The sequence below is a fragment of the Kitasatospora sp. NPDC127116 genome, assembly GCF_042677365.1.
Taxonomy (GTDB): Bacteria; Actinomycetota; Actinomycetes; order Streptomycetales; family Streptomycetaceae; genus Kitasatospora; species Kitasatospora lactacystinica.
Genome location: NZ_JBHXTL010000012.1, coordinates 36,786 through 63,032, shown reverse-complemented (window position 1 = coordinate 63,032; position 26,247 = coordinate 36,786). Strand labels below are relative to the sequence as shown.

Sequence of the window (26,247 nt, the reverse complement as noted above, 5' to 3'; positions counted from 1 at the left end):
CCCGTCGGCGTGCGGGCCGGCGGGTCAGCCGGTCGGGGGCGCCGCCGAGGCGATCGGTTCGAGCAGCGGGTGGGGGCGGACCAGGGCGCGGGAGACCGGGTCCTCCCGGTGGGAGCCGGCGCGGGCGGGGTTGGGGCGCATGACGACCGCGGTCGGCGGGACGGGCCCGCCGCCGCAGGCGGGACAGACGCCGACCAGGTCGAGGTCGGTGCCGCAGTCGGCGTGCGCGAAGAGGTGGTACGAGCCGCCGTCGGTGGCGTGCCGGCCACCCCAGCGGCTCAGCTGGTAGAGCGGGCCCCAGAGTTCGAGGCCGGTCCCGGTGAGCAGGTAGCCGTGGCGCAGCGGCGCCCGCTGGTACGGCTCCTTGCGCAGCACCCCGGCCGCGACCAGGGCGTTGAGGCGCGAGGTGAGGACGGCGCGCGGGATGCCGAGGTGGGCGAGGAAGTCGTTGAAACGCTGCACCCCGTAGAACGCGTCGCGCACGATCAGCAGGCTCCAGCGCTCGCCGACCACCTCCAGGGCGCGGGCCAGTGCGCACTCCTGCAGCTCGTAGTCGGTTCCCAGGGCCATGGGCGTCAGCCTAGTCCACCCCCGTTGCGGGTTCAATGAACAGACTGACGGTGGTAGCGTGCCGCCCGAGATGAAGGTTCATTCACCAGACCAATGGGTCCGGCCCCCGGAGGGAACACCCATGTCCCCCGCACCACCTGGCTCCTCACCCGCCTCACCCGCCGCCCCGGGCCCGCTCCTCCGGCCCGCCGCCACGCTGGCGACCACCGCGGCGGCGACCGCCCTGACCACCGTCGCGTACACCGCCCCCACCGCCTCGCTCGCCGCCACCGCCCAGGCCGTCCACCTGGGCGCCGCCGGCCGCACCTGGATCCTCACCGGCACCCTGGTCGGCATCTCCGCGCTGCTGCTCACCGCCGGAAGCGCCGCCGACGACCACGGCCGCAAGCGGGTCTTCACCTTCGGCGTGCTGCTGTTCACGGCCGCCGAGGCACTGGCCGCACTCGCCCCCGGCGGCGCCGTCTACCTGGCCTCCCGGGTGCTCCTCGGCGTCGCCTCGGCGGCCGTCCTGGCCCCCGCGCTCGGCCTGATCGGCCACGCCCACCCGCCCGGGCCCGACCGGATCCGGGCACTCGGCGTCTGGGGCGCGGCGGTCGGCCTCGGCATCGCGGTCGGGCCGGTGTACGGCGCGCTGGTCCAGCAGTGGGCCGGGTGGCGCGCGGTCGGCGGCGGCATCGCGGCGGGCTCGGCCGTGGTGGCCGGCTTCGCCGTCGCCGTCCTCACCGAGTCGCGGGCCGAGCGGCCGCGAGCGCTCGACCCGTACGGGGTGCTCACCCTCGCCGCCGGCACCTCCTGCCTGATCGCCGGACTGGCCGAGGGCCGCGACGGCTGGGGGCGGCCCACCGCGGTGGCGCTGCTGACCGGCGGGGTGCTGCTGCTGGCGGCGTTCGCGGTGGTCGAGGCGAGGGTTCGGGAACCGATGCTGGACCTCGCCCTGTTCCGCGATCCCGGCTTCGTCGCGGCCACCGGCGGGGCGCTGTTCACCGGGCTGTCGCTGGTCGGCTTCATGAGCTGCCTGCCCAGCCTGCTCCAGGGCGTGCTCGGCCTGTCCGGTCCGGCCGCGGCCGGCGTGCTGGCCCTGTGGTCGGGCCTGTCGGTGGTCTCCGCGCTCCAGGCCCGCCGCCTGGCCGCCCGGCTGTCCGCCACCGCCCAGGTCTCCCTCGGCCTGCTGGTCTGCGGCGCGGGCGAGCTGGGACTGTACGGGCTCGCGCCCGGCTCGTCCTGGCTGCGGCTGGTGCCGGGGCTCGCGGTCGCGGGCGTCGGCAGCGGGGTGCTCAACGCGGCCCTGGCCCGGCTGGCGATCGGCAGCGTCCCGGCGCACCGGGCGGCGATGGGCTCCGGCGCCAACAACACCTCCCGCTACCTGGGTTCGGCCCTCGGCGTGGCGGTCACGGTCGCCGTCGCCGGATCCGCCCGGCCCGGCTCGCCCGGCCCCGGGGCGGCGGCCCGCGCCCTGGCGGCGGGCGCCGACCGGGCCGTCCTGGTCGCGGCCGCCCTCTGCCTGGCCGGCGCGCTGCTCGCCCTCGCCGCCCGCGCCGCCGAAGCCCGCTCGGGCGCGGGGACGGACACCGCACGGCCGGCCCGCCGGCGCACGGCCCTGCGGTGACGCACCGGACGTCGGCCCGCCCGACGTCCCACCCACCGGACCACCCACCGGACCGGGCTCCCACCGGACCGGGCTCCCACCGGCGCCGCCGCCCGGGCGCCACCCGGGCCGGTCGCCGGACGCCGACCCCGGACCGTGGCCGGACGTCCTCCCGGAGCGCCCCGGGCGCCCGCTGCCACGGTGAGCGGCCGCCCGGGAGCGCGTGCGAAGATGGCAGTTGCTGGTGGGAACGATCTCCGGACGGTTTCTGGGACGGTTCTCTGGCCATGGTGGACCACTACGCGCAGCGCGCGGGGCAGCCTCGGCAGGACGCCCTGCTGATGGTGCCGATCGCCACTGCGCTGATCGACGCCGACGGACGCATCCTGCACTGGAGCAGTGACGCGGAGGCACTGCTCGGACACCCGGCGCGGGAGGCGGTGGGTGCCCGGGCGGCGACCCTGCTGACCTCCGACGAGCACCGGCCGGAGGTGCTCCAGCTGTTCCGGCAGATCCTGGCGGGCCGGCCCTGGTCCGGGGTCTTCCCGGTCCGGCACCGGGACGGGCACCTGGTGGACCTGGAGTTCCGCACCCATCCGATCCTCGGCCCCGGCGGCGCCCCGATGGTGCTGGCGGTCGCCTCCGAGGTGACCACGCTGCACCGGCTCCAGGCCGACCTGGCCCTCCTCGACGGGTTCTTCACCCAGTCCCCGGTGGGCATGGCGGTGTTCGACACCGACCTGCGCTTCGTCCGGCTGAACGAGGCGCTGGCGGACGCCAACGGCCTGAGCGTCGAAGGCCCGCTGGGCCGACGGCTCACCGAGGTGCTGCCCAGGATCAACGGCCCCGAGTCCGAGGCGGTGATGCGCCGGGTGCTGGAGAGCGGCGAGCCGGTGGTGGACGACCTCGCGCACGGCCGCACCCCGGGCGACCCGAGCCACGACCACGCCTGGTCGGCCTCCTACTTCCGGCTGAGGGACCGCGGCGGCCGGGTGCTCGGGGTGTGCGCGACCGTCATCGACATCACCGAGCGGTTCCACGCCGACGCCCGGGCGGCCCGCGCCCAGGAGCGGCTGTCCCTGCTGGTCGACGCGACCGCCTCGATCGGCACCACGCTGGACCTGCGGCAGACCGCCCGGGAACTGGTCGACGCGATGGTCCCCAGGGTCGCCGACATCAGCGCGGTGTTCGGGCTGGAGGAACTGGTGGCCGGCCGGAGCGTCGAGCCGTCCCCGCCGGACACCCCCTTGCTGGTACGGCGCCTGGCGATCGCCTCCGCCGACAACCAGTACCCGGCCGAGGCGCTGCCGCTGGACGCCGTGTACGAGCTGCCGCCGGACTCCCCGTACGCCCGGGCGCTGACCGGCGGGCGCACGGTGGTGGTACCGTCCTGGGAGCTGCCGGCGCTGAGCGAGCGCCTCAACGAGACCCGCCGCCAGGCCTTCTTCGGCGACCGCCCGCGCTCGGTGCGGATCACCCCCCTGGTGGCGCGCGGCACGACGCTCGGCATGGTGGTGTACTCGCGGCGCGGCTCGCGGGAGTCCTTCGCGGCGGCCGACATCACGCTCGGCGACGAGCTGGCCTCGCGCGCCGCCGTCGCGATCGACAACGCCCGGCTGTACCTGCGCCAGCACCGGACGGTGCTGGCAAGGCAGCAGGCGCTGCGCGAGGCCAAGGCCGCGCAGGAGCGCCTGGCGCTGGTCAACGTGGCCTCCACCCGGATCGGCACCACGCTCGATCTCGCCCAGACCGCCCAGGAGCTGGCCGAGGTGGCGACGCCGAGGCTGGCCGACACGGTGGTGGTGGAGGTGCTGGAGGAACTGGTCCGCGGCGAGCGCGAGGCGACCGCCCCGGTGGACGGTTCGGCGCTGCTGCGGCGGATGGCCTTCCACTCGGTGCGCGGCTCGACCCTGGCCCCGATCGACCGCACCGGCAACCTGCACCGCTTCCTGCCCGGTTCGCCGTACGCGTGGTGCCTGGCGCACCGCAAGCCAGTGCTGGTGCCGCGGATGGACGAGGAGGGCATGGCCTGGTTCGCCGAGGACCCGGTGCGCCGGGCCGCCGTCCGGGAGCAGAACGTGCAGTCGTTCATGGCGGTCCCGCTGATCGCGCGCGGCACGCCGGTCGGCGTGGCGGGCTTCTACCGCACCCTGGTCGAGCGCCCGTACGAGGAGGCCGACGTGGCGCTGGCCGGGGAGCTGGCGCTGCGGGCGGCCGTCTCGATCGACAACGCGCTGCTGTTCACCCGCGAGCGCGACGCGGCCGCCGCCCGGCAGCGGGCGCTGGACGAGGCGTGGGCCGCCCAGCAGCGGCTGTCACTGCTGAACGAGGCCAGCAACCGGATCGGCACCACGCTCGATCTGTACCGCACGGCCCGGGAGTTGGTGGAGGTGGTGATCCCGCGCTTCGCCGACTTCGTCACCGTGGACCTGCGCGAGGCGGTGCTCAGCGGCGAGGAGCCCGGGGCCGTCCCGGCGGAGGGACCGGTGCTGATGCGGGCGGTCGCGGTCGGCGACACCGGCTCGGACGGCGCCATGCACGAGGCCGCCGACGAGGTGGGCGAGACCTCGCAGTCGGCCGGCCTGTACGCGCAGAGCCTGCGCACCCGGCGCTCGATCCTGGTCGCCGAGGTGACCGAGGAGGAGCTGAGCCGGATCGTCGCCTCGCCCGACCGGGTGCAGCCGAGCCTGGACGCCGGGGTGCACTCGTACCTGATGGTGCCGCTGGTGGCGCGCGGACACGTGCTGGGCGGCGCGGAGTTCGTCCGCACCCGCAACCCGGCACCGTTCGGCCCGGAGGACCGCTCGCTGGCCGAGGAGCTGGCCGCCCGCACCGCGCTGGCGATCGACAACGCCCGGCTCTACCGCCGCGAGCGGGACACCGCGCTCACCCTCCAGCGCAGTCTGCTGCCGCAGGAGGTGCACCGCACCCTCGGGCTGGACCTCGCCTACCGCTACCTGCCGAGCAGCGTGGTCAGCGAGGTCGGCGGCGACTGGTTCGACGTGGTGCCGCTGTCCTCCGGGCGGGTCGCGCTGATCGTCGGCGACGTGATGGGCCACGGCATCCGGGCCGCCGCCACGATGGGCCAGCTCCGCACGGTGGCACGGACGTTGATCACCCTGGACCTGGACCCGGCGCGGGTGCTGTACCGGCTGGACGAGGCGACCGCGACGGTCGGCGAGGGCCAGTTCGCCACCTGCGTCTGCGTGGTGTACGACCCGGTGGACCGCCACTGCACCGCGGCCAGCGCCGGGCACCTGCCGCCCGTGGTCGCCGACACCGAGGGGCGGGCGCACCTGGTCGAGCTGCCGTCCGGCATTCCGCTCGGGGTGGGCGGAGTCGCCTTCGAGAACGCCGAGTTCACCCTCCCCGAGGAGGGCATCCTCACGCTCTACACGGACGGCCTGGTCGAGCGCCGGGGCCAGGACCTGGACGAGGGGCTGGAGTTGCTCTGCCGGACCGTCGCCGACCGGCGCGACTCGCTGGAGCAGACCTGCGAGGCCGTCCTGAGCCGGCTCACCGAGACCACCGGCGAGGACGACATCGCCGTCATCATGGCGCAGGTCCGGCCGCGGGGAGCCGACCGGATCGCCACCCTCCCGCTCACCGGGGACCACGCCATGGTCGCCCACTCGCGCCGCTTCACCCGCGAGACGCTGACCGCCTGGGGGCTCGACGCGCTCGCCGACTGGGCCGAACTGCTCACCAGCGAGCTGATCACCAACGCCCTGGTGCACGCCGGATCGCCCACCCAGCTGCGGCTGTACTGCAACCGGGTGCTCACCGTCGAGGTCGCCGACCAGGAGTCCGAGGTACCGCGGATCCGCCGTGCCCGCACCGAGGACGAGGGCGGCCGGGGCATCCACCTGGTCAACGAGCTCGCGCACCGCTGGGGCAGCCGCCGGACCAAGGACGGCAAGGTGGTCTGGTTCGAGCTGGAGCTGCCCCCGGGGACCGCCCCGCCCGCCTGAACGGCCGCCCACCCGCGCGAGCAGCCGCCCACCCGCCCGGGCGGCCGCCCCGCCCGCATGGACAACGGACGGTTGTCGGGCCGCCGCCGCGGTTGTTGGCCCGGCGGGCCGCCCCGGCGGTTGTCTGGTGCCACGAGCGGGACGGCCCCGCCCGGACGAACCGCAGGAGCCCACCGTGCAGCACCCCGACGCCCGCACCGTCGTCACCGACTACGTCACCCTCCTCGCGGCGGGCGACCGCGAGGCCGCGATCGCCCTGTTCGCCGAGGACGCCACCTGGAGCTACCCGGGCGATCTCCCGCTCTCCCGCACCTGGCACGGCAAGCAGGAGATCTTCGGGGACTTCCTCGGCCGGGTCGGTGCCCTGTTCGCCGCCGACGGCTTGCCGGTCATCACCCTCACCCACGTCCTCGCCGACGGCCCGCAGGCGGTGGCCGAGTGGACCACCGTCGGCACGGCCGCCAACGGCGCCGCGTACGAGAACCACTGCCTGGGGGTGTTCACCGTGACGGACGGCCTGATCACCGCCGTCCGCGAGTACCTGGACACCGACCACGTGGCCCGGACGCTGCTGGCCTGACCGCGGCCCGCTCCGCGCGGACCGCCCCTCAGGGGCCGTGAACGTCCTGGGACCCGGTCGCGGCGCCGTCGGCCCAGCCCTGGGGGTCGGTCCAGGCGGCCAGCGTGCGGCGGGTCTCGAAACGGCGCTCGCGGCCGGTCAGCGGGTCGGTGAACTCGACGGTCGAGGCGAGCAGCTGCAGCGGGCCGCGGAAGTCGTCCGGGGCCGGCTCGGGCAGCACCACCGGGTAGACCGGGTCGCCGAGGATCGGCAGTCCGAGGCCGCACATGTGCAGCCGCAGCTGGTGGGTGCGCCCGCTCAGCGGCCGCAGCCGGTAGCGGGCCAGGCCGTCGCGGCGCTCCAGCAGGTCGATCCGGCTCTCGCTGTTCGGCGGGGCGTCGATCTCCCGCGCGGCGATCACCCCGCGCTCCTTGACGATGTGGCTGCGCACGGTGCGCGGCAGGCTCAGCTCCGGGTCGTACGCGGCGATCGCCCGGTACTCCTTGCGCACCAGGCGGTCCCGGAACAGCGTCTGGTAGGCGCCGCGGTCCTCCGGGCGGACGACGAACATGGCCAGGCCAGCGGTGAGCCGGTCCAGGCGGTGGGCGGGGCTGAGCGCGGGCAGGTCGAGGCTGTGCCGCAGCCGGGACAGCGCCGTCTCGGCCACGTGCCGGCCGCGCGGGGTGGTGGCCAGGAAGTGCGGCTTGTCGACGACCACCAGGTGCTCGTCGCGGTGCAGCACGACCAGCTCGAAGGGGACGCGCACCTCCTCGGGCCGGTCCCGGTGGAACCAGAGGTGGGCGCCGGGCCGGAACGGCTCCGCCGGGGCGACGGGGCCGTGCTCGCCGACGATCTCGCCGTCCCGCAGGGCCGCGTCGATCCGCTCGGCCGGGACGGCGGGCAGCCGGTCCACCAGGTGGTCCCGCACCGTCGGCCAGGGGCCTTCGAGCGGCAGCCGGAGGTGCACCGGGTCCACGCCGTGGCGCTGCGGAAGGGGGGAGGCCGGTCGGCGGCTCTTGCGTCTCATCTCCCGGCCCAGCGTAGTGCGCGCCGGCGCGCGGCCCGCGGCCGAGGTGCTGACCCGGGTCCGGGCGGGGACAGTGGACCGGAGGCCCTCGTTCCGCCGGGGGCCTCCGACCGTACGCCGGGCGGCCGGCGGACCGGGGTGCGGCCGGACCGACCCGGCCGGACCCGCCCCGACCGACCGACCGACCGATCAGCAGACCGACCGGCCGGACCACCCCCGGGATCGACCCGCCGGAGCGACCGACCGGCACCACTGGAGGACGCGTGACCGCCGACGGCCCGGACGGGGTGCCGCCGCTGCACCTGCCGAGGCGGACCCGGCTGCTGCTCTACGGCGCGCTCCTGCTGCTGGTCGCCGCCGTCGTGGCCGCACTGGCGATCGGGCCCGGAACCACCCTGGCCCCGCTGCTCGCGGTGGCCCCGGTGCTGGCCGGCGCGACCACCCGGCGGGCCCGGGTACCGCTGCTGGTCGGTGCGGTGGCGCTGCTCACCGTCGGGCTGCTGGAGTCGGCCAACGCGCAGCTGCCGCTCTCGGTCCGGATCAGCGTGCCGGTCACCGTCCTGGCCTCGACCCTGGCCAGCGCCGCCAGTGTCGTCCTGGTGGCGGCCCGCGAACGGGAGCTGTTCCAGGTCCGGACGGTGGCCGAGGCGGCGCAGCGGGCCCTGCTGCGCCCGCCGCCGGAGCGGATCGGGCCGTTGCGCGTGGCGGTGCGGTACGTGGCGGCGGCCGCCGAGGCGCGGATCGGCGGGGACCTGTACGCCGTGGTGGAGACCCGCTTCGGGGTGCGCATCCTGCTCGCGGACGTCCAGGGGCACGGACTGCCGGCGGTGGAGACGGCGGCGGACGTCCTCGGGGTGTTCCGGGAGGCCGCCCGGACCGAACCCGATCCCGGCCGGCTCGCCGAGCGGCTGGACGCGGCGCTCGCCGCCCGTCCGTCGGACGAGGGGCGGTTCGCCACCGCGCTGCTGCTCGACGTGGCGGCGGACCGGGGGCCGGTGCGGCTGGTGAACTGCGGCCACCCGCCCCCGCTGCTGCGCCGGGCGGGCCGGGTGAGCGAGCTGGAGCCGCCGTTCCCGGCGCCGCCGCTGGGGCTGCTCGGGCTCACCGGCGGCGGGTACCCGGACCGGCGCTTCGAGCCGGAGCCGGGTGACGTCCTGCTCCTGCACACCGACGGGGTGTCCGAGGCCCGGGACGCCGGAGGCCGGTTCTACCCGATCGCGGAGCGGCTGCCCGGCCTGCACGGCGGCTCGCCGGCGGACCTGCTGGACGCCGTGCTGGAGGACGTCGGCGACTGGGTCGGGGCCACCGGGCTGGCCGACGACGCGGCGGTGCTGGCGATCCGCTGGGAGCCGTGACCGGGCCGCTCCGGCCGCTCCGGCTGCTCCGGCGGCTCCGGCGGCTCCGGCGGCTCCGGCGAGCGGCCCGGACGCGATTGTCAGAGGGGTGTGCAAGGCTCGGTTCGCGGTCGGCGGGGAGCCGACCGCCCAGCAGTGGACGGTCGACGAGGGGACGGTGCCATGGGGAACAGGGCGAGCGGGTCGTTCGAGCTCACCGCGTTCGAGCCGGTGGAGACGGAGGAGCGGGAGGGCGCGGCCTTCGGGCGGGTCCGGATCGCCAAGACCTTCACGGGCGGGCTGAGCGGGGCGAGCGAGGTGCGGATGCTCTCCGTCACGGGCCCCTCCGGCAGCCCGGCCTCGTACGTCGCGGTGGAGCACGTGACGGGTGAACTGGACGGGCGCGCGGGCTCGTTCGTGCTCCAGCACACGGCCTGGGACGCCACCGGCACGACGATACGCGTGGTGCCGGGCACGGGCGCGGGCGAGCTGGCCGGGATCACCGGGGAGTTCCGGCTGGCCGTCGACGGGTCCGGCACCCACACCTACGTCCTGGAGTACGAGCTGGGCTGACGCCACGTCCTGGCGTACGAGCCGGGCTGACGCCGGCCGCGCGCGCCGCGGCCGGCTGCCCAGCTGCCCAGCTGCCCAGCTGTCCGACTGTCCGGCTGTCGGCCCGTCAGAGGACGGGCTGGCCCGCTTCCAGCCGCCGGATCGCGGCCCGGACCGCGGTCGCAAAGCTCCAGAACAGCGGCAGGGTGTTGGTCGCCCGGTCGGCGCGGGTGTTCTTGCCCGGGGCGAACATCGCGGCCCGCAGCTCGGTGGTCATCTCCAGCTGGGCGCCCATCCCGAGCAGGCTGCGGTTGCAGATGTTCTCCGGGGAGATGCCCGCGATCTCCTCCTCGCCGGAGGCGGTCACCGCCCGGATGCCCGCCGCCGCGAACTCCTCCATCAGGTACTGGCGGAGGGTGGCGTTCAGGCCGCCGACCAGCACGGCCTGGGCACCGGCCTCCAGGCCGGCCTGGGCGGCGGTGCAGCCGTGCAGCGACACCACGTTGAGGCTGCCGCCGCACATCGCCCGGGCCACGCCGTCGTCGCAGTGGGTCGAGGTGACGTGCAGCTCGCTGTTGTTGGAGGAGCGCAGGCCCTCGAACATCCAGAAGTCGTGCGTCGGCCCGGCGGCCGGCGTCGGCGCGAGATCGGCCGGGTGGTAGCCGGCGACGGCCAGGCAGAGTTCGGAGGTGCCGACCTCGATGCCGCCGCCGTGCGGGGCGATGACGGTCGTCCGGACGACGGACGTGCGGCCCTGCAGGCTCTGGTCGTCCATCAGGTGCCGGCGGTAGCGGCGGCCGTAGTCCACGCCCTCGACCACGGTCGGGCTGGCGTAGAGGGCCGTGTTGGAGGGGTACAGGTCGGCGGCGGCGCTCGCGGGGGTGCTTCCCACGACGGCACCGAGGGTGCCGAGGGCCGGGGCCGCGGCGAACGCGGCGATGAGGGTTCGTCGGTTGATCACGGCAGGGATGATGGCAGGAGGTGGGGGATCGGCAAAGCCCCTGCAACGTCATGACCGAATACGTGCCGTGCCGCGGACGGAATCAGCCTGATCGTGTGACACCGGCTCGACGGGCTCGTGCTGCGTCCACCGGGCACCCGCCCGCGCTGTCACGATGATGCGATCAGTGCACGATCGGCATCGGAGGGTGGCGCATGCCCGGCACGACGGTGGATCGTACGACGGCAGCGGGGGCGCGGGCGGCCACGAGGACGGCCGCGGTCGGGCGGGTGATCGACCGGCTGCGGCGGATCGGGGCGGGGCTGCCCCCGGCCGACGGGGTGGCGGTCTTCAACCGGATCTACCTCACCGTGACGCAGGCGGTCCGCGACCGGCTGGACCGCGGGTGCTTCGTCGACCCGCGGGCGACGGCCGAGCTGGACGTGGTGTTCGCCGGGTACTACCTGCGGGCCGTGGCCGCCGACGCGGCCGGACGGGAGCCGCCCGCCTGCTGGCGGCCGCTGTTCGCGCTGCGCGCCCACCCGGGAGTGCACCCGCTGCAGTTCGCACTGGCCGGGATGAACGCCCACATCCAGCACGACCTGCCGCTGGCCGTCGTGGACACCTGCCGCCGCCGGGGCTGCGAGCCCGCCGCCGTCGAGGAGGACTACCACCGGATCAACCGGGTGCTGGCCGAGGTGGAGACGGCCGTCCGGGAGCAGCTGATGCCCGGGCCCGACCTGCTGGAGCTCGCCGAGCCGCTCCCCCACCTGCTCGGCGTCTGGTCGGTCGGGGCCGCCCGGGAGGGCGCCTGGAGCGCCGTGGAGGCGCTGTGGGAGCTGCGGTACCTGCCGGGCGCGGCCCGGGCCTTCGCCGCCGCGCTGGACGGTTCGGTCGGACTGCTCGGCCGCGCCCTGCTGCTCCCGCTCGGAGCACTGCTCCCACCCGTGCCGAGCACCGGGCCGGACGGCGTGCCGGGCACCGGGCGGCAGGCCCCCGTGACGGCCGCGGCCGCCCGGCTCCCCGAGGCGAGGAACCGGACGGCCGGCGGTACGGACGCGGGCGCGGCGGGCGCCGGCGGCGATCAGGCCCAGCTGGAGTGCAGCGGCTTGCCCTCGGCGTAGCCGGCCGCGCTCTGGACGCCCACGATCGCCTTCTCGTGGAACTCCTCCAGGCTGGCGGCGCCCGCGTAGGTGCAGGAGCTGCGGACGCCCGCGATGATCGAGTCGATCAGGTCCTCGACGCCCGGGCGGGCCGGGTCGAGGAACATCCGGGAGTGCGAGATGCCCTCCTCGAACAGCGCCTTGCGGGCGCGGTCGTACGAGGAGTCCTGGGCGGTGCGGTTGCTCACCGCACGGGCCGAGGCCATGCCGAAGCTCTCCTTGTACTGGCGGCCGTCGGCCGCGGTCTGGAGGTCGCCCGGGGACTCGTAGGTCCCGGCGAACCAGGAGCCGATCATCACGTTGGAGGCGCCGGCGGCCAGCGCCATCGCGACGTCGCGCGGGTGGCGCACGCCGCCGTCCGCCCAGACGTGCTTGCCGAGCCGGCGGGCCTCGGCGGCGCACTCCAGGACGGCGGAGAACTGCGGCCGGCCGACGCCGGTCATCATCCGGGTGGTGCACATGGCGCCGGGGCCGACGCCGACCTTGAGGATGTCGGCACCCGCCTCGACCAGGTCGCGGACACCGACGGCGGAGACCACGTTGCCGGCCACGATCGGGACCTGCGGGTCCAGTCCGCGCACCGCGCGCAGCGCGCTGATCATGGACTCCTGGTGGCCGTGCGCGGTGTCGACCACCAGCACATCGGCGCCGGCCTCGATCAGCGCCTCGGCCTTGCCCGCGACGTCGCCGTTGATGCCGACGGTGGCGGCGATCCGCAGCTTGCCGGCCGCGTCCACGGCCGGGGTGTAGAGGGTGGCGCGCAGCGCGCCCTTCCGGGTGAGGAGGCCGACCAGCCGGCCCTCGCCGTCCACGACCGGGGCGAGCTTGCGGTGCGCCTCGGTGAGCCTGTCGAAGGCGGTCCGCGGGTCGATGCCCTCGTCCAGCACCAGCAGCTCGCGGGACATGATGTCGGCCAGGCTGGTGAAGCGGTCCACGCCCTGGCAGTCGGACTCGGTGACCACGCCGACCGGCCTGCCGTCCTCGACCACCACGAGGGCGCCGTGGGCGCGCTTGGGCAGCAGCGAGATGGCCTCGGCCACGGTGGCGCCCGGGGCGAGCGTGATCGGGGTGTCGAAGACCAGGTGGCGCTGCTTGACCCAGGAGACGACCTCGGCGATGACCTCGGTGGGGATGTCCTGCGGGATGGCGACCAGGCCGCCGCGGCGGGCGACGGTCTCGGCCATCCGGCGGCCGGCGATGGCGGTCATGTTGGCCACGACCAGCGGGATGGTGGTGCCGGTGCCGTCGTTCGAGGAGAGGTCCACGCCCTGCCGGGAGCCCACGGCGGAACGGCTGGGGACCATGAAGACGTCGTCGTACGTCAGGTCGTACGAGGGCTTGAGGTCGTTCAGGAAGCGCATGAAGAAGGGCTCTCTGGCTGGGGGATACACCTCGGGTGCGGTTGCGGCGATGCCGCCGGAGCGCACTCGGGCGCCCGGCACCCAGCATTCGATTCTCCGTGAGGGCGGGGTCAAAAGCCAGTTCGAGGAGCTTTGCTGGGGCTGTCCACAAACCGTGATCAATGCTCCGCGCGTAGACATGGAGGATCATCCAAAGACCCCCTCCGACGTCCGGTTTTCGCCCCGGTCCGGACCGCTCCCGTAGCATTCACGCGGTAACGGGCATGGCTTCACGCGTGTGGGCGTGGCGAACGGGAAAGCGGCAGCAGGCGTGAGCATCGGGCAGACGGACATCGAACAGACGGACATCGCGCGGCCGGACCTCGCGCCGGACCGGATCGGGGACGCCGAGGAGATCGACTACGGTCCCGGCCTCGACCCCGAGCGGCTGAAGCTCTGCCTGGAGGTGATCGCCGAGCTCGACGAGCTGCACGTGGACCACCCGGACGCGATCACCGTCCGCCAGGCCGTCGGCGGCATATTCCGCACCCTGAAGCAGCGTCGCCGCCAGGAGACCCGGGCCCGCAAGACCGCCAACGACCGCGAGGTCACCGCCCGCACCGCCACCGGTGCGCCGAGCCGGATCGACGACGAGACGGCCGGCGCCTTCGGCCTGACCACCGTCACCACCACCGAGATCGCCGGCATCCTGGAGCGCCCGCGCTCCTGCTACACCTGCAAGCAGCGGTACGTCGAGGTCGACGCCTTCTACCACAACCTCTGCCAGAGCTGCGCGGTCAAGAACCGCGCCCGCCGGGACGCCCGCGCCGACCTCACCGGCAAGCGCGCGCTGCTCACCGGCGGCCGCGCCAAGATCGGGATGTACATCGCGCTGATGCTGCTGCGCGACGGCGCCCACACCACCATCACCACCCGCTTCCCGAACGACGCGATCCGCCGCTTCAAGGCGATGCCGGACAGCGCCGAGTGGATCCACCGCCTCAAGATCGTCGGCATCGACCTGCGCGACCCGGCCCAGGTGCTGGCGCTGGCCGACGAGGTCGCCGCCGACGGCCCGCTGGACATCCTGATCAACAACGCCGCGCAGACCGTGCGCCGCCCGCCGGAGTCCTACCGCGAGCTGGTGAACGCGGAGTCCGCGCCGCTGCCGGCCGGCGAGCTGCCGCAGGCCACCACCATCGGCCGCTTCGGCAGCGGCAGCGTCGACCTGCCCGCACTCCCCCACCAGGCAGGCGGCGACGTGGAGCGGATCACCGCCGAGGACGTCACCTCGCTGGCCCTGGTCACCGGCTCCGCCACGCCCGCCCGGATCGCGGCCGGCACCGCGATCGACGCCGGCGGCCTGGTGCCCGACCTCGCGGACACCAACAGCTGGGTGCAGACCGTCTCGGAGGTCGGCCCGATGGAGCTGCTGGAGGTCCAGCTCTGCAACTCCACCGCGCCGTTCATCCTGATCAGCCGGCTGCGCCCGGCGATGGCCGCCTCCTCGTCCCGCCGCAAGTACGTGGTCAACGTCTCCGCGATGGAGGGCGTGTTCGCGCGCGGCTACAAGGGCGCCGGCCACCCGCACACCAACATGGCCAAGGCCGCGCTCAACATGCTCACCCGCACCAGCGCGGAGGAGATGTTCCAGTCCGACGGCATCCTGATGACCGCCGTGGACACCGGCTGGATCACCGACGAGCGCCCGCACCCGGACAAGATGCGGCTCGCCGACGAGGGCTTCCACGCCCCGCTCGACCTGGTCGACGGCGCGGCGCGGGTGTACGACCCGATCGTGCGCGGCGAGGCCGGCGAGGACCTGTACGGCTGCTTCCTCAAGGACTACGACCGCGCCAACTGGTGACCTGCTGAAGGAGATGGCGAGTTGAGCACAGCACCGACCGCACCGCTGCTCGGCGCGGGGATCATCGTGCCCACCGGGGACGGCCGGGTGCTGATCGGCCGCCGGACCACCGCCGACGAGCCGCCCACCTGGAGCCTGCCCGGCGGCAAGGTCGACCTCGGCGAGTCCTTCGAGCGGACCGCGGCCCGCGAACTCGCCGAGGAGACCGGCATCGTGCTGCCCGCCGAGGAGATGCGGGTGCTCGCCGTCCACCTCGACCACGAGCTCGGCCGGCCCCGGCTGACCGCGGCCGTGCTGGCGCCGCCCAGCCTGGCCGAGGCCGTGGTCACCGAGCCGCACGCCTGCGCCGGCTGGGAGCGCTTCCCGGTGGACGCGCTGCCGGAGCCGATGTTCTACCCGTCCGCGCTGGTCCTCGGCAGCTGGCTGCCGGGGCTGTCCCCGCGGGTGCGGGCCGGGACGCACGGCTACCCCGTCGCCCGCTGAGGGCGGGCGGCGGGGCAGCCCCCGGGCCGGGGCGGTCAGCCGTTGCGGGCCGCCTCCGGCCCGGTGATCCGCTTCAGCAGCGGCAGGGTGGAGGCGATGATGCCGAGCGAGGCGACGATGCCGAAGCCGGTCAGTCCGTAGTACGTCAGGTCCGGCGACACCAGGTCGTAGCCCATCTGCGCCGTGAGGAACATCGCCGCCGCGGCGAAGCCGGTACCGATCGCGAGCGCCGAGACCACCAGCAGCGGCAGCGCGCTCTCCAGCCCGACCACCCGGCGCAGCAGCCGCAGCGGTGCGCCGGTCAGCCGCAGCATCGCGAACGGCCTCCTGCGGTCGGACAGTCCGGCGACCACGCTCACCGCGAGGCTGCACCCGGCGACCGGCAGGGTGGTCAGCAGCACCACGTTCGCCAGCTGCCGCCAGCCCTGGAGCTTCTTCTGCCCGCCGGAGGCCCAGTCCTCGGCCAACCGCGGCTCGTAGGTCGGGAACTCCTTCATGAACAGCGTCCGCAGCTGCTCCTTGGCCGCCTCGGCCCCGTCGGTGGTGGCGTAGAGCATCCGCACCGGAAGTTCGGCCACCTCCGCCGCGGGGATCTGCGCGGCCGGCCACTCGTGCTGGGAGGCGTCCAGCAGGTCGACGAACTGGAACGGGTCGACGGCCGCGACGGCGGCTCCGGGCGCGCAGTGGCCGACCACGGGGATCTGCGCGAGTTCCGAGCAGTTCACCAGGCTGGGCACCATCCGTCGCTCGCCCCGCTGGTACGCGCCGATCCCGGCCGGGTTGTCGTGCACCAGGGCGATCCCCCGGAACCCGGGGACGGCCCGGGCCTGCGCCAGCACGCGATCGGGCACCGAGGGCAGCGGGGTCGCGTCCTCCCGGTTGCCGAACGGGGTGGCCACGATCGCCTTGCGCACCTCGGGGGCGCCGTCCAGCATGCCCTGGTTGGCGTTGATGGTGCTCATGATGGCCAGGGTCCCGGTGGTCACGAACAGCGCCAGCACCAGGCCGGCGACCGAGCGGAAGCCCGCCCTCGGGTCGTCCGACAGGCGGCGCATCGCGATCAGCGAGGCCGGTCGGCTGGTCCGCCGGGCCACCGCCCGGGCGGTCGCCATGGTGAGCCACGGACCGGCGATCACCAGGCCGAGCATGACCAGGACGAAGCCGCTGAGGTACGCCAACGACTGCCCGTTGGTGGTCTTCGGATGGTCGCCGACGAAGTAGCCGAGCTCGGCGAGACCGGCCACCAGCGGCGCCAGCCGCCACGCGCTCGGCGGCTTCGGGGTGACCCGGCGGGAGACCCCGAGCGGCGAGATGGTGACCCGGCGCAGCGCGAACCGGGCGGCGAGCGCGGCCGCCGTCGGCACGCCCAGCACCACCCCGGCCACCTGCGGCAGGGTCAGGCTCAGGTCGGAGGCGAAGAAGCGGTCGCCGGTGAACGGCACGTCGGCCACCAGCGGTTTCAGCGCGACGTACAGGCCGAAGCCGACGGCCGTGCCGAGCACCGCCGCCACCGTGGACTCCACCGCCGAGATCACCGACACCTGGCCGGGCGTCGCCCCCACCAGGCGCATCGCGGCGTAGCGCTGCTCGCGGGTGGCGGCGGACAGCCGGGTCGCGGTGCCGATGAAGATCAGCACCGGGAAGATCAGCGCCGCCGCGACCACGGTGAGGACCAGCAGGAGCGCGTCGCCGTGCACGCCCGCGCCGTAGCAGTCGCGGGAGCAGTCGGCGGGCATCGCGGTGGCGATGCTCGTGACGGTGGTGGGCCTCGGCCGCGCCCTGACCTCGTCCACCGTGCGGCCGACGACCACCACGAGGCTGTCCGGGGAGGGCAGCCCGGCGTCGGCGACGGTGCCGACCAGCCGCCCCGGGAAGCGGTCGGCCAGTTCGACGGCCGGGGTGTCGCGCAGCAGCTTCTCCAGTGCGGGCGAGGCGTAGTACTCGCCGGGCGCGGGCAGCCGGCTCAGGCCGGGCGGCAGCGGCGAGGTGGGACCGGTCGGGGCGACATCGGCCCGGAAGACGGTCCTCCCGCGGTAGTAGTCCGCCCGGGCGCCCCACCAGAGCGGGTCCGCCGTGGTGGCCGCGGTCGCGTCCTTGACGCCCGTGTTCATCCAGAGCTGCCGCGCGTTGGCGCGGCCGATCGCGTTGACTCCGGAGCAGGTCGACAGCAGCAGCCCGACCCCGACCGCGACCGCCGCCGCGATCATCAGCAGCCGGGCCACCGCCTCCCGGCCGCCGCTGACGGCCAGTCGGAGCGAGAAGGCGATCACGGGGCCACCGTTCCGGCTCCGGCCGAGAGCGTACGGGCCCTGCCGTCGCGGACGACCGCCTCGCGGTCCGCGTACGCGGCGACCCGGGCCTCGTGGGTGACCAGGACGACGGTTGTGCCCTGCTCCTTGGCCGAGGCGACCATCAGCTCCATCACCTGCTCGCCGGTCAGCGAGTCCAGCGCGCCGGTCGGCTCGTCGGCGAACAGCACCTGCGGGCGGGCCACCAGCCCGCGGGCCAGCGCGACCCGTTGCGCCTGACCGCCCGACAGCTCGCCGGAGCGGCGCTCCTCCAGGCCGTCCAGGCCGAGCCGGGCGAACCAGGGGCGGGCCTGGGCCAGCGCGGCGGAGCGGCGCACGCCGTTCAGCAGCAGCGGCAGCGCGACGTTCTCCTCGGTCGTCAACTCCGGTACCAGCTGGCCGAACTGGAAGACGAAGCCGAACCTGTCCCGGCGCAGGGCGCTGCGCCGGGCCTCCGGCATGGTGTCCAGGCGCTGCCCGTCGAACAGCACCTCCCCCGCGTCGGGCACCAGGATGCCGGCCAGGCAATGCAGTAACGTCGACTTGCCGGAGCCGCTGGGGCCCATGATGGCGAGCACCTCGCCGGCCTGGACGGACAGGCTGGCCCCGCGCAGGGCGGGGGTCTCCCCGAAGGCGAGGGCGATGTCCCGGGCCTCGATCACGGCGGTCACGCGTTCACCTCCGCGGCGAGCGCGTCCAGGCGGGCGGCGGTGAGGTCGATCCAGCGCAGGTCGGCCTCCAGGTGGAACAGGCCGTGGTCGGCGAGCAGGGCGTCCACCAGGGCGCCGGTGCGGCGCAGTTCGGTGAGTTCGCGCATCCGGCGCAGGTGGGCGGCGCGCTGGGTGTCCAGGTAGTGCTCGGCGTCGCGGCCCAGCATCAGGGCCAGCACCACCTTGGTGAACAGCACGGACTGGAGGTTGGGCTCGGGTGCGACCGGTTCCCGCAGCCAGGTCTCGAACTCGGTCGCCCCGGTCTCGGTGATGACGTACCGCTTGCGCTCGGGCCCGTCGCCGGGCTCCGCCTCGCCGGCCATCACCTTGCCGTCGCGGGCCAGTCGGCCGAGGGTCGCGTAGACCTGACCGTACGGAAGGGGCTTGCCGCGGCCGAAGAGGGAGTCGTAGTCGCGCTTGAGGTCGTAGCCGTGGCTGGGCTCACGCTCCAGCAGCCCCAGGAGGGTCAAAGGAACACTCATGGAGGGAAACATACACCCGGCGTATACCCCGAGTGTATATCCGGGCAGAATACAGCCATGACCTGGGACGTCGTCAGCTTCCCTGCGGGGCAGGGGCGGAGAGCGGGCAGGTACCGGGCACGGCACAGGCAGGGGGTGACCCCACGACCACCCCCTGCCCCCTACCTCGACCCGGCGCCCCCACGGCCGAACCGGGCCACGGCCGCGCCCAAGCACCGGGAGGGCGCCGCCGCTACCCAGCCTGCCCGGACCGCCCGGCGAATGCCGAGGGCCGAACGTCCCGACCGCGGGGCCGAGCGGCCCTGGCGATCCTCCGGGCGCGCACGAGTCTTGTGCGCGGAGGCCCGCCGGGGGGACATTGGGGCGGGAACCACCCCGCGCCCCCGCGTCCCTGAGGAGCCCTCACCGTGTCCAGCACACCCCGTCCGGCCCGGCCCGCGTCGCTCCCCCGACGCGCCGGCCGACAGCTGCGGCGGGCCCTCGGTGCCCGGCACGAGCCGCTCGTCCGCCCCCTCGACCGCTCCCGGGCCCGCGCCTGGCTGTCCGCCCTGCTCGGCGCGGTGCTCGCGCTCGCCCTCGCCGCGGGCGGCTCCCTGCTGCTCTACCGCTCCACCGCCCACCTGGCCGACACCGACCGCGCACGGCTGCAGCAGGTCGACGCCGTGGTCCGCGGCGTCCCGGACCGCGCCACCGCCGCCGGCAGCCGCTTCGCCGGCGGCTACAGCAACCGGATCGACGCCGACGCGGCCTGGACCGCCCCCGACGGTACCCGGCACGTCGGCACCGTCCAGGCCCCGCACTCCGCCGTCACCGGCAGCCACGTCCCCGTCTGGGTCGACCCGGCCGGCGCCGTCTCCGCTCCCCCGGCCGACCGCGCGGCCCTCGCGGTCTCCGCCGCCTGCACGGGCGCCGGAGCCCTCCTCGCTCTCCTGGCCCTGCTCGCGCTCGCCCTCCGGCTGCGCCTGCACGCCCTCGACCGCCGCGCCGAGACCGCCTGGAGCACCGGCTGGGCCCGCCTCGAACCCCGCTGGAGCGGCCGCGCCGGCCACCGCAGCGAGGACTGACCGGGCCCGGGGCCCGGCCCGTCAGTCGCCGGTGACGCCCCAGAAGTAGAGGCCGTCAGGAGCGCCGTCCGGCCCGTAGGTGACCGTGCAGCAGCCCGAGCCCCGGAAGGAGGGCGGGAAGTCGATGTCACCCACGCCCTTCTCCTCGGCGGCGCGGACGATGTCCAGCGAAGGCCGGCCGGTGCCGAACAGCTCCACGACCTCGGCACCCTCCACCACCCGGACGTCGCCGTGGTCCTCCTCGTCGACGGCGCAGTGGACCACGGTGACCACGTCGAGCACGGAGTGGGCTCCCTGCTCGTCGAGCCGGCCGGAGACCATGAGCTCCGCGAGCGATCCGAGCCCCTCCTCCCGGTAGGACTCGTCCTCGCTGAAGACCTTCTCCCTCAGCGCGTCCAGGGCGGCCTGGAGGTCCTCCCGGTGGGGAACCGCGTACGACCAGGCGCTGGCGCCCATGCAACTCTCCTGTCCCTCACGACGATCCGCAGGCCGCGGCCTGCCGGGACGACAGCGTACCGGGAGGACCGCGGCTCCGGGGGGCCGTCGCCGCCCGGTCAGCGGGGGCGGGTCCAGGCCGGGGCGGGGGTGGACCCGGCCGCGCGGTGGGTGAGGGCGGCGACGGCGAGGAGCAGCGCGAGGGCCAGGGCGAGGGCGAGCGGGACGTTCGCACGGAGGACGAGGACGGCGCCGAGGAGGGCGCCGGCGAACATCCAGACGGCGGAGGCGAGACGGCGGGGGCCGGTGCGGTCGGCGGCCAGGGCGGTGATGGTCATGGTGAGCACGGTGGTGGTCAGGTCGGGCACCTTCAGGGCGCGGACCACCGCGTTCTGGCCGCCCATGGCGAAGCCGAGCAGCCCGATCAGGGTGTAGCGGGCCGGGTCGCCGGTGTGGCCGGCCACGGCCGCCAGCACGGTGGCCGCCGCGACCAGCGCCGACTGGACGGCGACGGCGACGGTCAGCAGGTGGCCGCGGTGACCGGGCAGGCGACGGGCGAGGTGACCGCCGGCCAGCGCGCCGAGCAGGAACGCGGCGAGGGCGGCCAGCGAGGCGGTGGCGGAGAGGTTGGCCGCACCGGCCAGGGCGAAGCCGAGGAACACCACGTTGCCGGTCATGTTGGCGACGAAGACGTGGCCGAGTTCGAGGTAGCTGACCGCGTCCACCACTCCGGTGACCACGGTCAGCACCAGCAGCATCGGAACCAGCGGCCCGTGCTCGGGGTCGGGGGTCGGCATCGGGCCTCCAGTCGGTTCGGGCGGGGTCGGGCGGCGGTTCCGGGGTGTGCGGGGCCTGCGGTGCCACGGCGGCACGGCTGCACGGCACTGCGGCACTGCGGCACTGCGGCGCTACGGCGCTACGGCGCTACGGCGCTACGGCCTCAGGCGAGCGCCGGGTTGCCGGGGTCCTCCGGTTCGTCCTCCAGGTGCCAGTGCAGGTCGCGCACGCCCGGCTCCAACGACAGCCGGGTGACGACCTGTTCGAGCGCCGGGGCGACCGACCCGGTGATCGCGACGGTGGCCCGCAGGCTGGTGGCGTCCCCGCTGTCGGTGCGGCGGGCCCGCAGACCGGTCGGGGCGAGTCCGGAGGCGGCGAGGGCCTGGAGCAGCAGGGCCCGGATGTGGGTCTCGGACTTGCGGTCGCACTCCAGGTGGATGGTGGCGCGGCTGGTGGAGTCCGGGTCGCTGCCGGACTGCGGGGCCCGGTCGAGCAGTCGCCCGGCCGGGCGCAGCACCAGGTGGACGGCGAGCACGGCGAGCGTGCCGAGGACGGCCAGCTGCAGTTTGCCGGCGGCGGCCAGCACCCCGACGGCGGCCGAACACCACAGCGTGGCCGCGGTGTTGAGGCCGCGCACGCCGGCGCCGTCGCGCAGGATGACGCCACCGCCGAGGAAGCCGATGCCGGAGACGACGTACGACGCGACCCTGGTGGGGCTGCCGGTGTCGACGACGGCCTCGCTGTAGAGCACGAAGAGGGTGGCGCCGGCGGCGACCAGGGCGTTGGTGCGCAGGCCGGCCATCCGGGCCCGCCACTGGCGCTCGACGCCGATCAGCGCGCCGCAGGCGACGCCGGTGGCGAGCCGGACGAGGAAGTCGACGGTGGTCAGGGTGTGCACGACGGCACCTCCTTCACGGGAGGAGGGGACGGACGGGTGGCGAGCCGCCGCCCACCGACCGTCCGTGCGGGGCGGGCGGTGACGTGCGGTCGGCACCGCCGACGGTTCGGCGCGCGGTCTTGACGACCTCGATGATGGCCATCGCCCCCGCGGCCGACGGGTAGGCGCGCAGGGCGGTCGTACCGACCCCCCGCCGGTTGCCGCACACGGGGCTGACCGCGCGTCGGGTGACGCGCTCGGCGACACGACACGGCACGGACCCCCGAGCGGTGAACCGCGAGCCGCGAGCCGCCCCGAGCATAGACCGCCCCCGAACGACCCGGGCCGGGTTTTCGCCCACATCCTCGACAGCTTTGTAGAAGTTTGACCGAACCCGATCGCCCCCGCCGGAGAACCATCCGGAAACCTCCGGGAACCACCCCGCCGCGCAGCACGTCCTCCGGCATATATAGTTCACCGACATATGCAGTTGAGCAGCTCACGAGGGGGAAGTGTGTCCCACACCGATCCGACCCGGCCCGCACCCGTCCTGCGCCTGGCGGGCGTCACCCGCGTGCACGGGCGGGGCGCCGCCGAGGTGCACGCCCTGCGCGGCATCGACCTGGCCGTCCACCCGGGCGAGTTCGTCGCCGTGATGGGCCCGTCCGGCTCCGGGAAGTCGACCCTGCTGACCCTGGCCGGCGGGCTGGACCAGCCCAGCGACGGCGAGGTGCTGGTGGAGGGGGTCGCGCTCGGCGGCCTCGGCCGCGGCAGGCTCGCCGACCTGCGGCGGCGATCGATCGGGTACGTCTTCCAGGACTACAACCTGATCCCGGCCCTGACCGCCGCCGAGAACATCTCCCTGCCGCGCGAACTCGACGGCGTCCCGGGACGCCGGGCCCGCCGCGAGGCGCTGGCCGCCCTGGAGGAGCTGGGCATCGGGGAACTCGCCGACCGCTTCCCGGACGACATGTCCGGCGGCCAGCAGCAGCGCGTCGCCATCGCCCGGGCCCTGATCGGCGAACGCCGGCTGGTGCTCGCCGACGAGCCGACCGGCGCCCTCGACTCGGCCACCGGCGAGGCGGTGCTCGCCGTCCTGCGCGCCCGCTGCGACGCCGGCGCCGCCGCCATGATGGTCACCCACGAAGCGGCCCACGCCAGTTGGGCGGACCGGGTGGTCCACCTGCGGGACGGCGCGGTCGCCTCGGAGACCCCCGGCCGCCGGTCCTCCGCCCGCCTCGCCGCGGTGCACCCGACCGGCGTGCTCGGCGAGGTGGCACCGTGAGGATCGGAGCCTGGCGGGTCGCCCTGCGCATCGCCCGCCGCGACGCCCTGCGGGCCAAGGGCCGCAGCGCGCTGATCGCCGCCATGATCGCACTGCCCGTCCTCGGCGTCACCGGCGCCGACGTGGTTCACCGCAGCGGGCAGCTGACCCCGGCCGAACGGGTCGAGCGGGTGGTGGGCGGCGCGGACGCCCTGGTCACCTCGCTCGACCCGGGCCAGACGGTCGAGCAGGCCCCGATCGCCGAGGACGGCGCCTTCTCCGTCCAGCCCCGCCCCGGGGAGCAGCCGACGGCCGAGCAGGCGAAGGGCGCGAGCACCGACCCGGCCGCCCTGGTCGCCTCCCTGCTGCCGCCCGGCAGCGTGCTCACCCCGGCCCGGCCCGGTCCGGAGGCCGGCGCGACCTCGCCCGAGGGCCTGGTCCGCACCCTCACCACCGAGGCCGATCTCGGCGACCCGGTCTGGCGCGGCCGGCTCGACCTGGTCGAGGGCCGCGCGCCGAGTGCCCCGCACGAGGTGGCCGTCACCCGGGCCTTCCTGGACCGCTCCGGGCTCCGGCCCGGCGCCACCACCACCGTCCAGGGCCTGGAGGGCACCACCTTCACCATCACCGGTGTCGTGGAGCACCCGGGCGAGCTGGGACGGGTCGAACTCGTCGCCCGGCCCGGTGAGTTGGTCGACCCGCTGAGCACCGCGCTGGCCGCCGCCGGACCCACGGCGCAGAAGCCCTCGGCCGCCCGGTCCGCCTGGCTGGTCCGGCTGCCGGCCGGCGCCCCGCTCGGCTGGTCCGAGGTGCAGCGGTTCAACGCCCACGGCTACACGCTCACGGCACGCTCGGTGGCGCTCTCCCCGCCGCCGGAGCAGGCCGTCCCCTACTACCGGGACGCCCACCGCTACAGCGACCCGACGGCCGCCAACAACACCAGGATGGTCGTCGCCACCGTCACCGGCCTGGCCCTGCTGGAGGTCGCCCTGCTCGCCGGGCCCGCGTTCGCCGTCGGCGCCCGCCGCTCGCGCCGCCAGCTCGCCCTGCTCGGCGCGGCCGGCGGGAGCCGTGCCCACGTCGGTGCGGTGGTGCTCGGCGGCGGCCTGGTCCTCGGCGCGGCCGGAGCGGTGGTCGGCGTGGTGCTCGGCACCGCGGTGGTCGCCGTGCTGCGGCCGTGGATCGAGCAGATCGGCGGCGCGCGCTTCGGCCACTTCGCCGTACCGCCGCTGGACCTGATCGCCATCGCCGGGATCGGCCTGGTCACCGCGCTGCTCGCGGCCGCGCTGCCCGCGCTGCAGGCCGCCCGGCGCAGCGTCACCGCCGGGCTGACCGGCCGGGACACCGTCCGCGGACCCAACCGCCTGGTCACCGTGTCCGGCGTCGCACTGCTCGCCCTCGGCGCGGTGCTCGCGATGTACGGCGCGGCCTCGGTGCAGCGCGACCAGCCGGGCGTCGGCGGCTACGACACCCGTACCCTCACCGTGCTCGGCGGCTCGGTGATCGCCGAACTCGGCCTGCTGCTGTGCACCCCGATGCTGATCGCGCTGATCGGCCGGGCCGCCGGCCGGCTGCCGCTCGGCCCCCGGCTGGCTCTGCGCGACTCCGCCCGGCACCGCTCGCGCACCGCTCCGGCGGTGGCCGCGGTGATGGCCGCGGTGGCCGGGGCCGTCGCCATCGGCGTCTACACCACCAGCACCGACGCCGAGAACCGGCGCGACTACCGCCCCCAGGCCCCTTACGGCGCCGTCCAGTTGACCAGCCACGCCGAGGGGCCCAGGCTCGCCGAGGAGCGCGCCGAGCTGGAGAAGCAGCTGTCCGGGCTCGGCCCGCGCGGCGACCTCGGCCAGGTGGAGTACCGCTTCTGCGACAACTGCGCCAGCACCGTCCAGCTCAAGGGCCCGCCGGAGCGGCGCGGCCTGGGCGCACCGCCGCACCTCGCCACCGGTGACGCGACCGTGCTGCACAACCTGTTCGGCATCCATGACCCGGCCGCCGAACAGGCGCTGGCCGCAGGGAAGCTGCTGGTCTTCGACCGCGCCCTGGTGGGCGCCGACGGCAAGGCCGTGATGATCCTTCGCGGCGGGGGCGGCGCTCCGCTGCAGCCCGGCGAGATACCCAAGCCGGACCTGCAGGAGGTCCCGGTCGACGCGGTGCTGGTGGACAACCCGGCCGCCGCCGACTTCGCCCAGGGCCTGGCACTGCCCTCCGCGCTGCCCGGACTCGGGCTCGCCGCCCGGCCGACCGGCTCGGTCTGGCTGCCCGCCACCCCGCCCGACCGCAAGGCGCAGCAACGGGCCGAGGCGGCCGCCGCCCGGCTGGACCGCTTCTCCACGCTGGAGGTGGAACGCGGCTACCAGCCGAAGAGCGACGCGCTCACCCTGGCGCTCACCGGCTTCGCCGGACTGGTCGTGCTCGGCGCGGCCGGGATCGCCACCGGCCTGGCGGCCGCCGACTCCCGGCAGGACCAGGCCACCCTGGCCGCGGTCGGCGCGCCGCCGCGGATCCGGCGGAGCATGGCGGGCCTCCAGTGCACGCTGATCGCCCTGCTGGGCGCACTGCTCGGCGCGGTCAACGGCTTCGTGCCGGCGGTGGGGCTGCTGAAGTCCCGGGCCGGCGGGTTCGGGGCCAAGCCGGCGCTGATCACCGCGCCCTGGGGCGAACTGCTGCTGATCGTGCTGCTGCTGCCGGTGGTCGCGGGGCTGCTCGCGGCGCTGTTCACCCGCTCCCGCATCCCGCTCGGGCGGCGGCTGTCCTGAGTCCCGGGCGGGTGGCCGTCCTGGGGTGTGTCCGACGATTCCAGCCCTGGCGGGCGGCTTCCGACACGGCTTGCACACCCGCCGACCACCACCTGGGCACCACCCGCGGCGGGGCCGGGGCCCCGGAACCCCAGCACGCGCGCCGCGGGCCCGGGGCCGCCACCCAAAAGCGCCCGAGCCACGGCGAGGGCGAGCCGGCC

At 75.4% G+C, this 26,247-nt stretch carries 20 protein-coding genes and 1 pseudogene; 11 read left to right on the top strand and 10 right to left on the bottom strand.

The window, feature by feature from the left end; all coding sequences use genetic code 11:
- Positions 1–24: 24 nt before the first annotated feature.
- Positions 25–570 carry a winged helix-turn-helix transcriptional regulator gene (locus ACFVHV_RS07850; protein WP_380349656.1) on the bottom strand — a complete coding sequence of 182 codons (546 nt, stop codon included), beginning with the start codon at positions 568–570 and terminating at the stop codon, positions 25–27.
- Positions 571–691: 121 nt separating this feature from the next.
- On the opposite strand from ACFVHV_RS07850, the gene ACFVHV_RS07845 reads away from it, so the two are divergent.
- The 3 genes from ACFVHV_RS07845 to ACFVHV_RS07835 all read left to right on the top strand — a co-directional run bounded on the left by ACFVHV_RS07845 (position 692) and on the right by ACFVHV_RS07835 (position 6,706).
- Positions 692–2,176 (top strand): MFS transporter, encoded by a 1,485-nt coding sequence (locus ACFVHV_RS07845; RefSeq protein ID WP_380349653.1) that lies wholly within the window; start codon positions 692–694, stop codon positions 2,174–2,176.
- A gap of 266 nt (positions 2,177–2,442) precedes the next feature.
- Positions 2,443–6,126, top strand: a complete 3,684-nt coding sequence (locus tag ACFVHV_RS07840; protein ID WP_380349650.1) for a SpoIIE family protein phosphatase — start codon at positions 2,443–2,445, stop codon at positions 6,124–6,126.
- Positions 6,127–6,301: 175 nt separating this feature from the next.
- On the top strand, positions 6,302–6,706 hold the full coding sequence (locus ACFVHV_RS07835; protein WP_380349647.1) for a nuclear transport factor 2 family protein: 405 nt from the start codon (positions 6,302–6,304) through the stop codon (positions 6,704–6,706).
- A gap of 28 nt (positions 6,707–6,734) precedes the next feature.
- On the opposite strand, the gene ACFVHV_RS07830 is transcribed toward ACFVHV_RS07835, so the two are convergent.
- Positions 6,735–7,712: a pseudouridine synthase gene (locus ACFVHV_RS07830; protein WP_380349644.1), complete on the bottom strand. Its 978-nt coding sequence runs from the start codon at positions 7,710–7,712 to the stop codon at positions 6,735–6,737.
- Between the two features lie 263 nt (positions 7,713–7,975).
- Here ACFVHV_RS07830 and ACFVHV_RS07825 point away from each other — a divergent pair, with 263 nt between their 5' ends.
- Both ACFVHV_RS07825 and ACFVHV_RS07820 read left to right on the top strand, forming a co-directional pair.
- Positions 7,976–9,067, top strand: coding sequence for a PP2C family protein-serine/threonine phosphatase (locus ACFVHV_RS07825; RefSeq protein WP_359898707.1), 1,092 nt, complete (start codon positions 7,976–7,978; stop codon positions 9,065–9,067).
- 162 nt (positions 9,068–9,229) lie between these two features.
- Complete coding sequence (locus ACFVHV_RS07820) at positions 9,230–9,619, top strand: DUF3224 domain-containing protein (protein WP_380349641.1); 390 nt, start codon at positions 9,230–9,232, stop codon at positions 9,617–9,619.
- A 106-nt stretch (positions 9,620–9,725) separates the two neighbouring features.
- Here the strand turns inward: ACFVHV_RS07820 and ACFVHV_RS07815 are convergent, their stop codons facing one another.
- Positions 9,726–10,556 carry a poly-gamma-glutamate hydrolase family protein gene (locus tag ACFVHV_RS07815; RefSeq protein WP_380349766.1) on the bottom strand — a complete coding sequence of 277 codons (831 nt, stop codon included), beginning with the start codon at positions 10,554–10,556 and terminating at the stop codon, positions 9,726–9,728.
- 197 nt (positions 10,557–10,753) lie between these two features.
- Here ACFVHV_RS07815 and ACFVHV_RS07810 point away from each other — a divergent pair.
- Positions 10,754–11,467, top strand: a pseudogene (locus ACFVHV_RS07810) (DUF5995 family protein); the annotation flags it as partial.
- 155 nt (positions 11,468–11,622) lie between these two features.
- Here the strand turns inward: ACFVHV_RS07810 and ACFVHV_RS07805 are convergent.
- A complete protein-coding gene (locus tag ACFVHV_RS07805; protein ID WP_380349638.1) occupies positions 11,623–13,062 on the bottom strand; it encodes a GuaB1 family IMP dehydrogenase-related protein in 1,440 nt (479 codons plus the stop codon).
- Between the two features lie 376 nt (positions 13,063–13,438).
- Here ACFVHV_RS07805 and ACFVHV_RS07800 point away from each other — a divergent pair, with 376 nt between their 5' ends.
- Entirely contained in the window at positions 13,439–14,908 is a 1,470-nt protein-coding gene (locus tag ACFVHV_RS07800) for an SDR family NAD(P)-dependent oxidoreductase (RefSeq protein WP_359898860.1), read from the top strand.
- 21 nt (positions 14,909–14,929) lie between these two features.
- Positions 14,930–15,391 (top strand): NUDIX hydrolase, encoded by a 462-nt coding sequence (locus tag ACFVHV_RS07795; RefSeq protein ID WP_380349635.1) that lies wholly within the window; start codon positions 14,930–14,932, stop codon positions 15,389–15,391.
- A gap of 35 nt (positions 15,392–15,426) precedes the next feature.
- Here the strand turns inward: ACFVHV_RS07795 and ACFVHV_RS07790 are convergent, their stop codons facing one another.
- From ACFVHV_RS07790 to ACFVHV_RS07780, 3 genes are read right to left on the bottom strand one after another with little or no spacing between them, the layout of a single operon-like run.
- Positions 15,427–17,661 (bottom strand): FtsX-like permease family protein, encoded by a 2,235-nt coding sequence (locus ACFVHV_RS07790; protein ID WP_380349633.1) that lies wholly within the window; start codon positions 17,659–17,661, stop codon positions 15,427–15,429.
- Complete coding sequence (locus tag ACFVHV_RS07785) at positions 17,658–18,350, bottom strand: ABC transporter ATP-binding protein (RefSeq protein ID WP_380349630.1); 693 nt, start codon at positions 18,348–18,350, stop codon at positions 17,658–17,660. Before ACFVHV_RS07785 ends, ACFVHV_RS07790 begins: the two co-directional genes overlap by 4 nt.
- Positions 18,347–18,871 (bottom strand): PadR family transcriptional regulator, encoded by a 525-nt coding sequence (locus ACFVHV_RS07780; protein ID WP_359898720.1) that lies wholly within the window; start codon positions 18,869–18,871, stop codon positions 18,347–18,349. Before ACFVHV_RS07780 ends, ACFVHV_RS07785 begins: the two co-directional genes overlap by 4 nt.
- Positions 18,872–19,278: 407 nt before the next feature.
- Between ACFVHV_RS07780 and ACFVHV_RS07775 the strand changes: the two genes are divergently transcribed.
- Positions 19,279–19,935, top strand: a complete 657-nt coding sequence (locus ACFVHV_RS07775; RefSeq protein WP_359898722.1) for a DUF3592 domain-containing protein — start codon at positions 19,279–19,281, stop codon at positions 19,933–19,935.
- Positions 19,936–19,956: 21 nt separating this feature from the next.
- Here ACFVHV_RS07775 and ACFVHV_RS07770 read toward each other — a convergent pair whose 3' ends face one another.
- The 3 genes from ACFVHV_RS07770 to ACFVHV_RS07760 form a co-directional block, all read right to left on the bottom strand.
- Positions 19,957–20,391, bottom strand: a complete 435-nt coding sequence (locus tag ACFVHV_RS07770; protein ID WP_359898724.1) for a hypothetical protein — start codon at positions 20,389–20,391, stop codon at positions 19,957–19,959.
- 98 nt (positions 20,392–20,489) lie between these two features.
- Positions 20,490–21,167: a YoaK family protein gene (locus ACFVHV_RS07765; protein ID WP_359898726.1), complete on the bottom strand. Its 678-nt coding sequence runs from the start codon at positions 21,165–21,167 to the stop codon at positions 20,490–20,492.
- Between the two features lie 143 nt (positions 21,168–21,310).
- Positions 21,311–22,045 (bottom strand): MgtC/SapB family protein, encoded by a 735-nt coding sequence (locus ACFVHV_RS07760; protein WP_359898728.1) that lies wholly within the window; start codon positions 22,043–22,045, stop codon positions 21,311–21,313.
- Positions 22,046–22,508: 463 nt separating this feature from the next.
- Between ACFVHV_RS07760 and ACFVHV_RS07755 the strand changes: the two genes are divergently transcribed.
- Both ACFVHV_RS07755 and ACFVHV_RS07750 read left to right on the top strand, forming a co-directional pair.
- The gene (locus ACFVHV_RS07755; RefSeq protein WP_380349624.1) at positions 22,509–23,309 is read left to right on the top strand and encodes an ABC transporter ATP-binding protein; all 801 of its coding nucleotides are present in this window, start codon (positions 22,509–22,511) and stop codon (positions 23,307–23,309) included.
- Complete coding sequence (locus ACFVHV_RS07750; RefSeq protein ID WP_380349621.1) at positions 23,306–26,047, top strand: FtsX-like permease family protein; 2,742 nt, start codon at positions 23,306–23,308, stop codon at positions 26,045–26,047. Before ACFVHV_RS07755 ends, ACFVHV_RS07750 begins: the two co-directional genes overlap by 4 nt.
- The last annotated feature ends 200 nt before the right edge of the window (positions 26,048–26,247 follow it).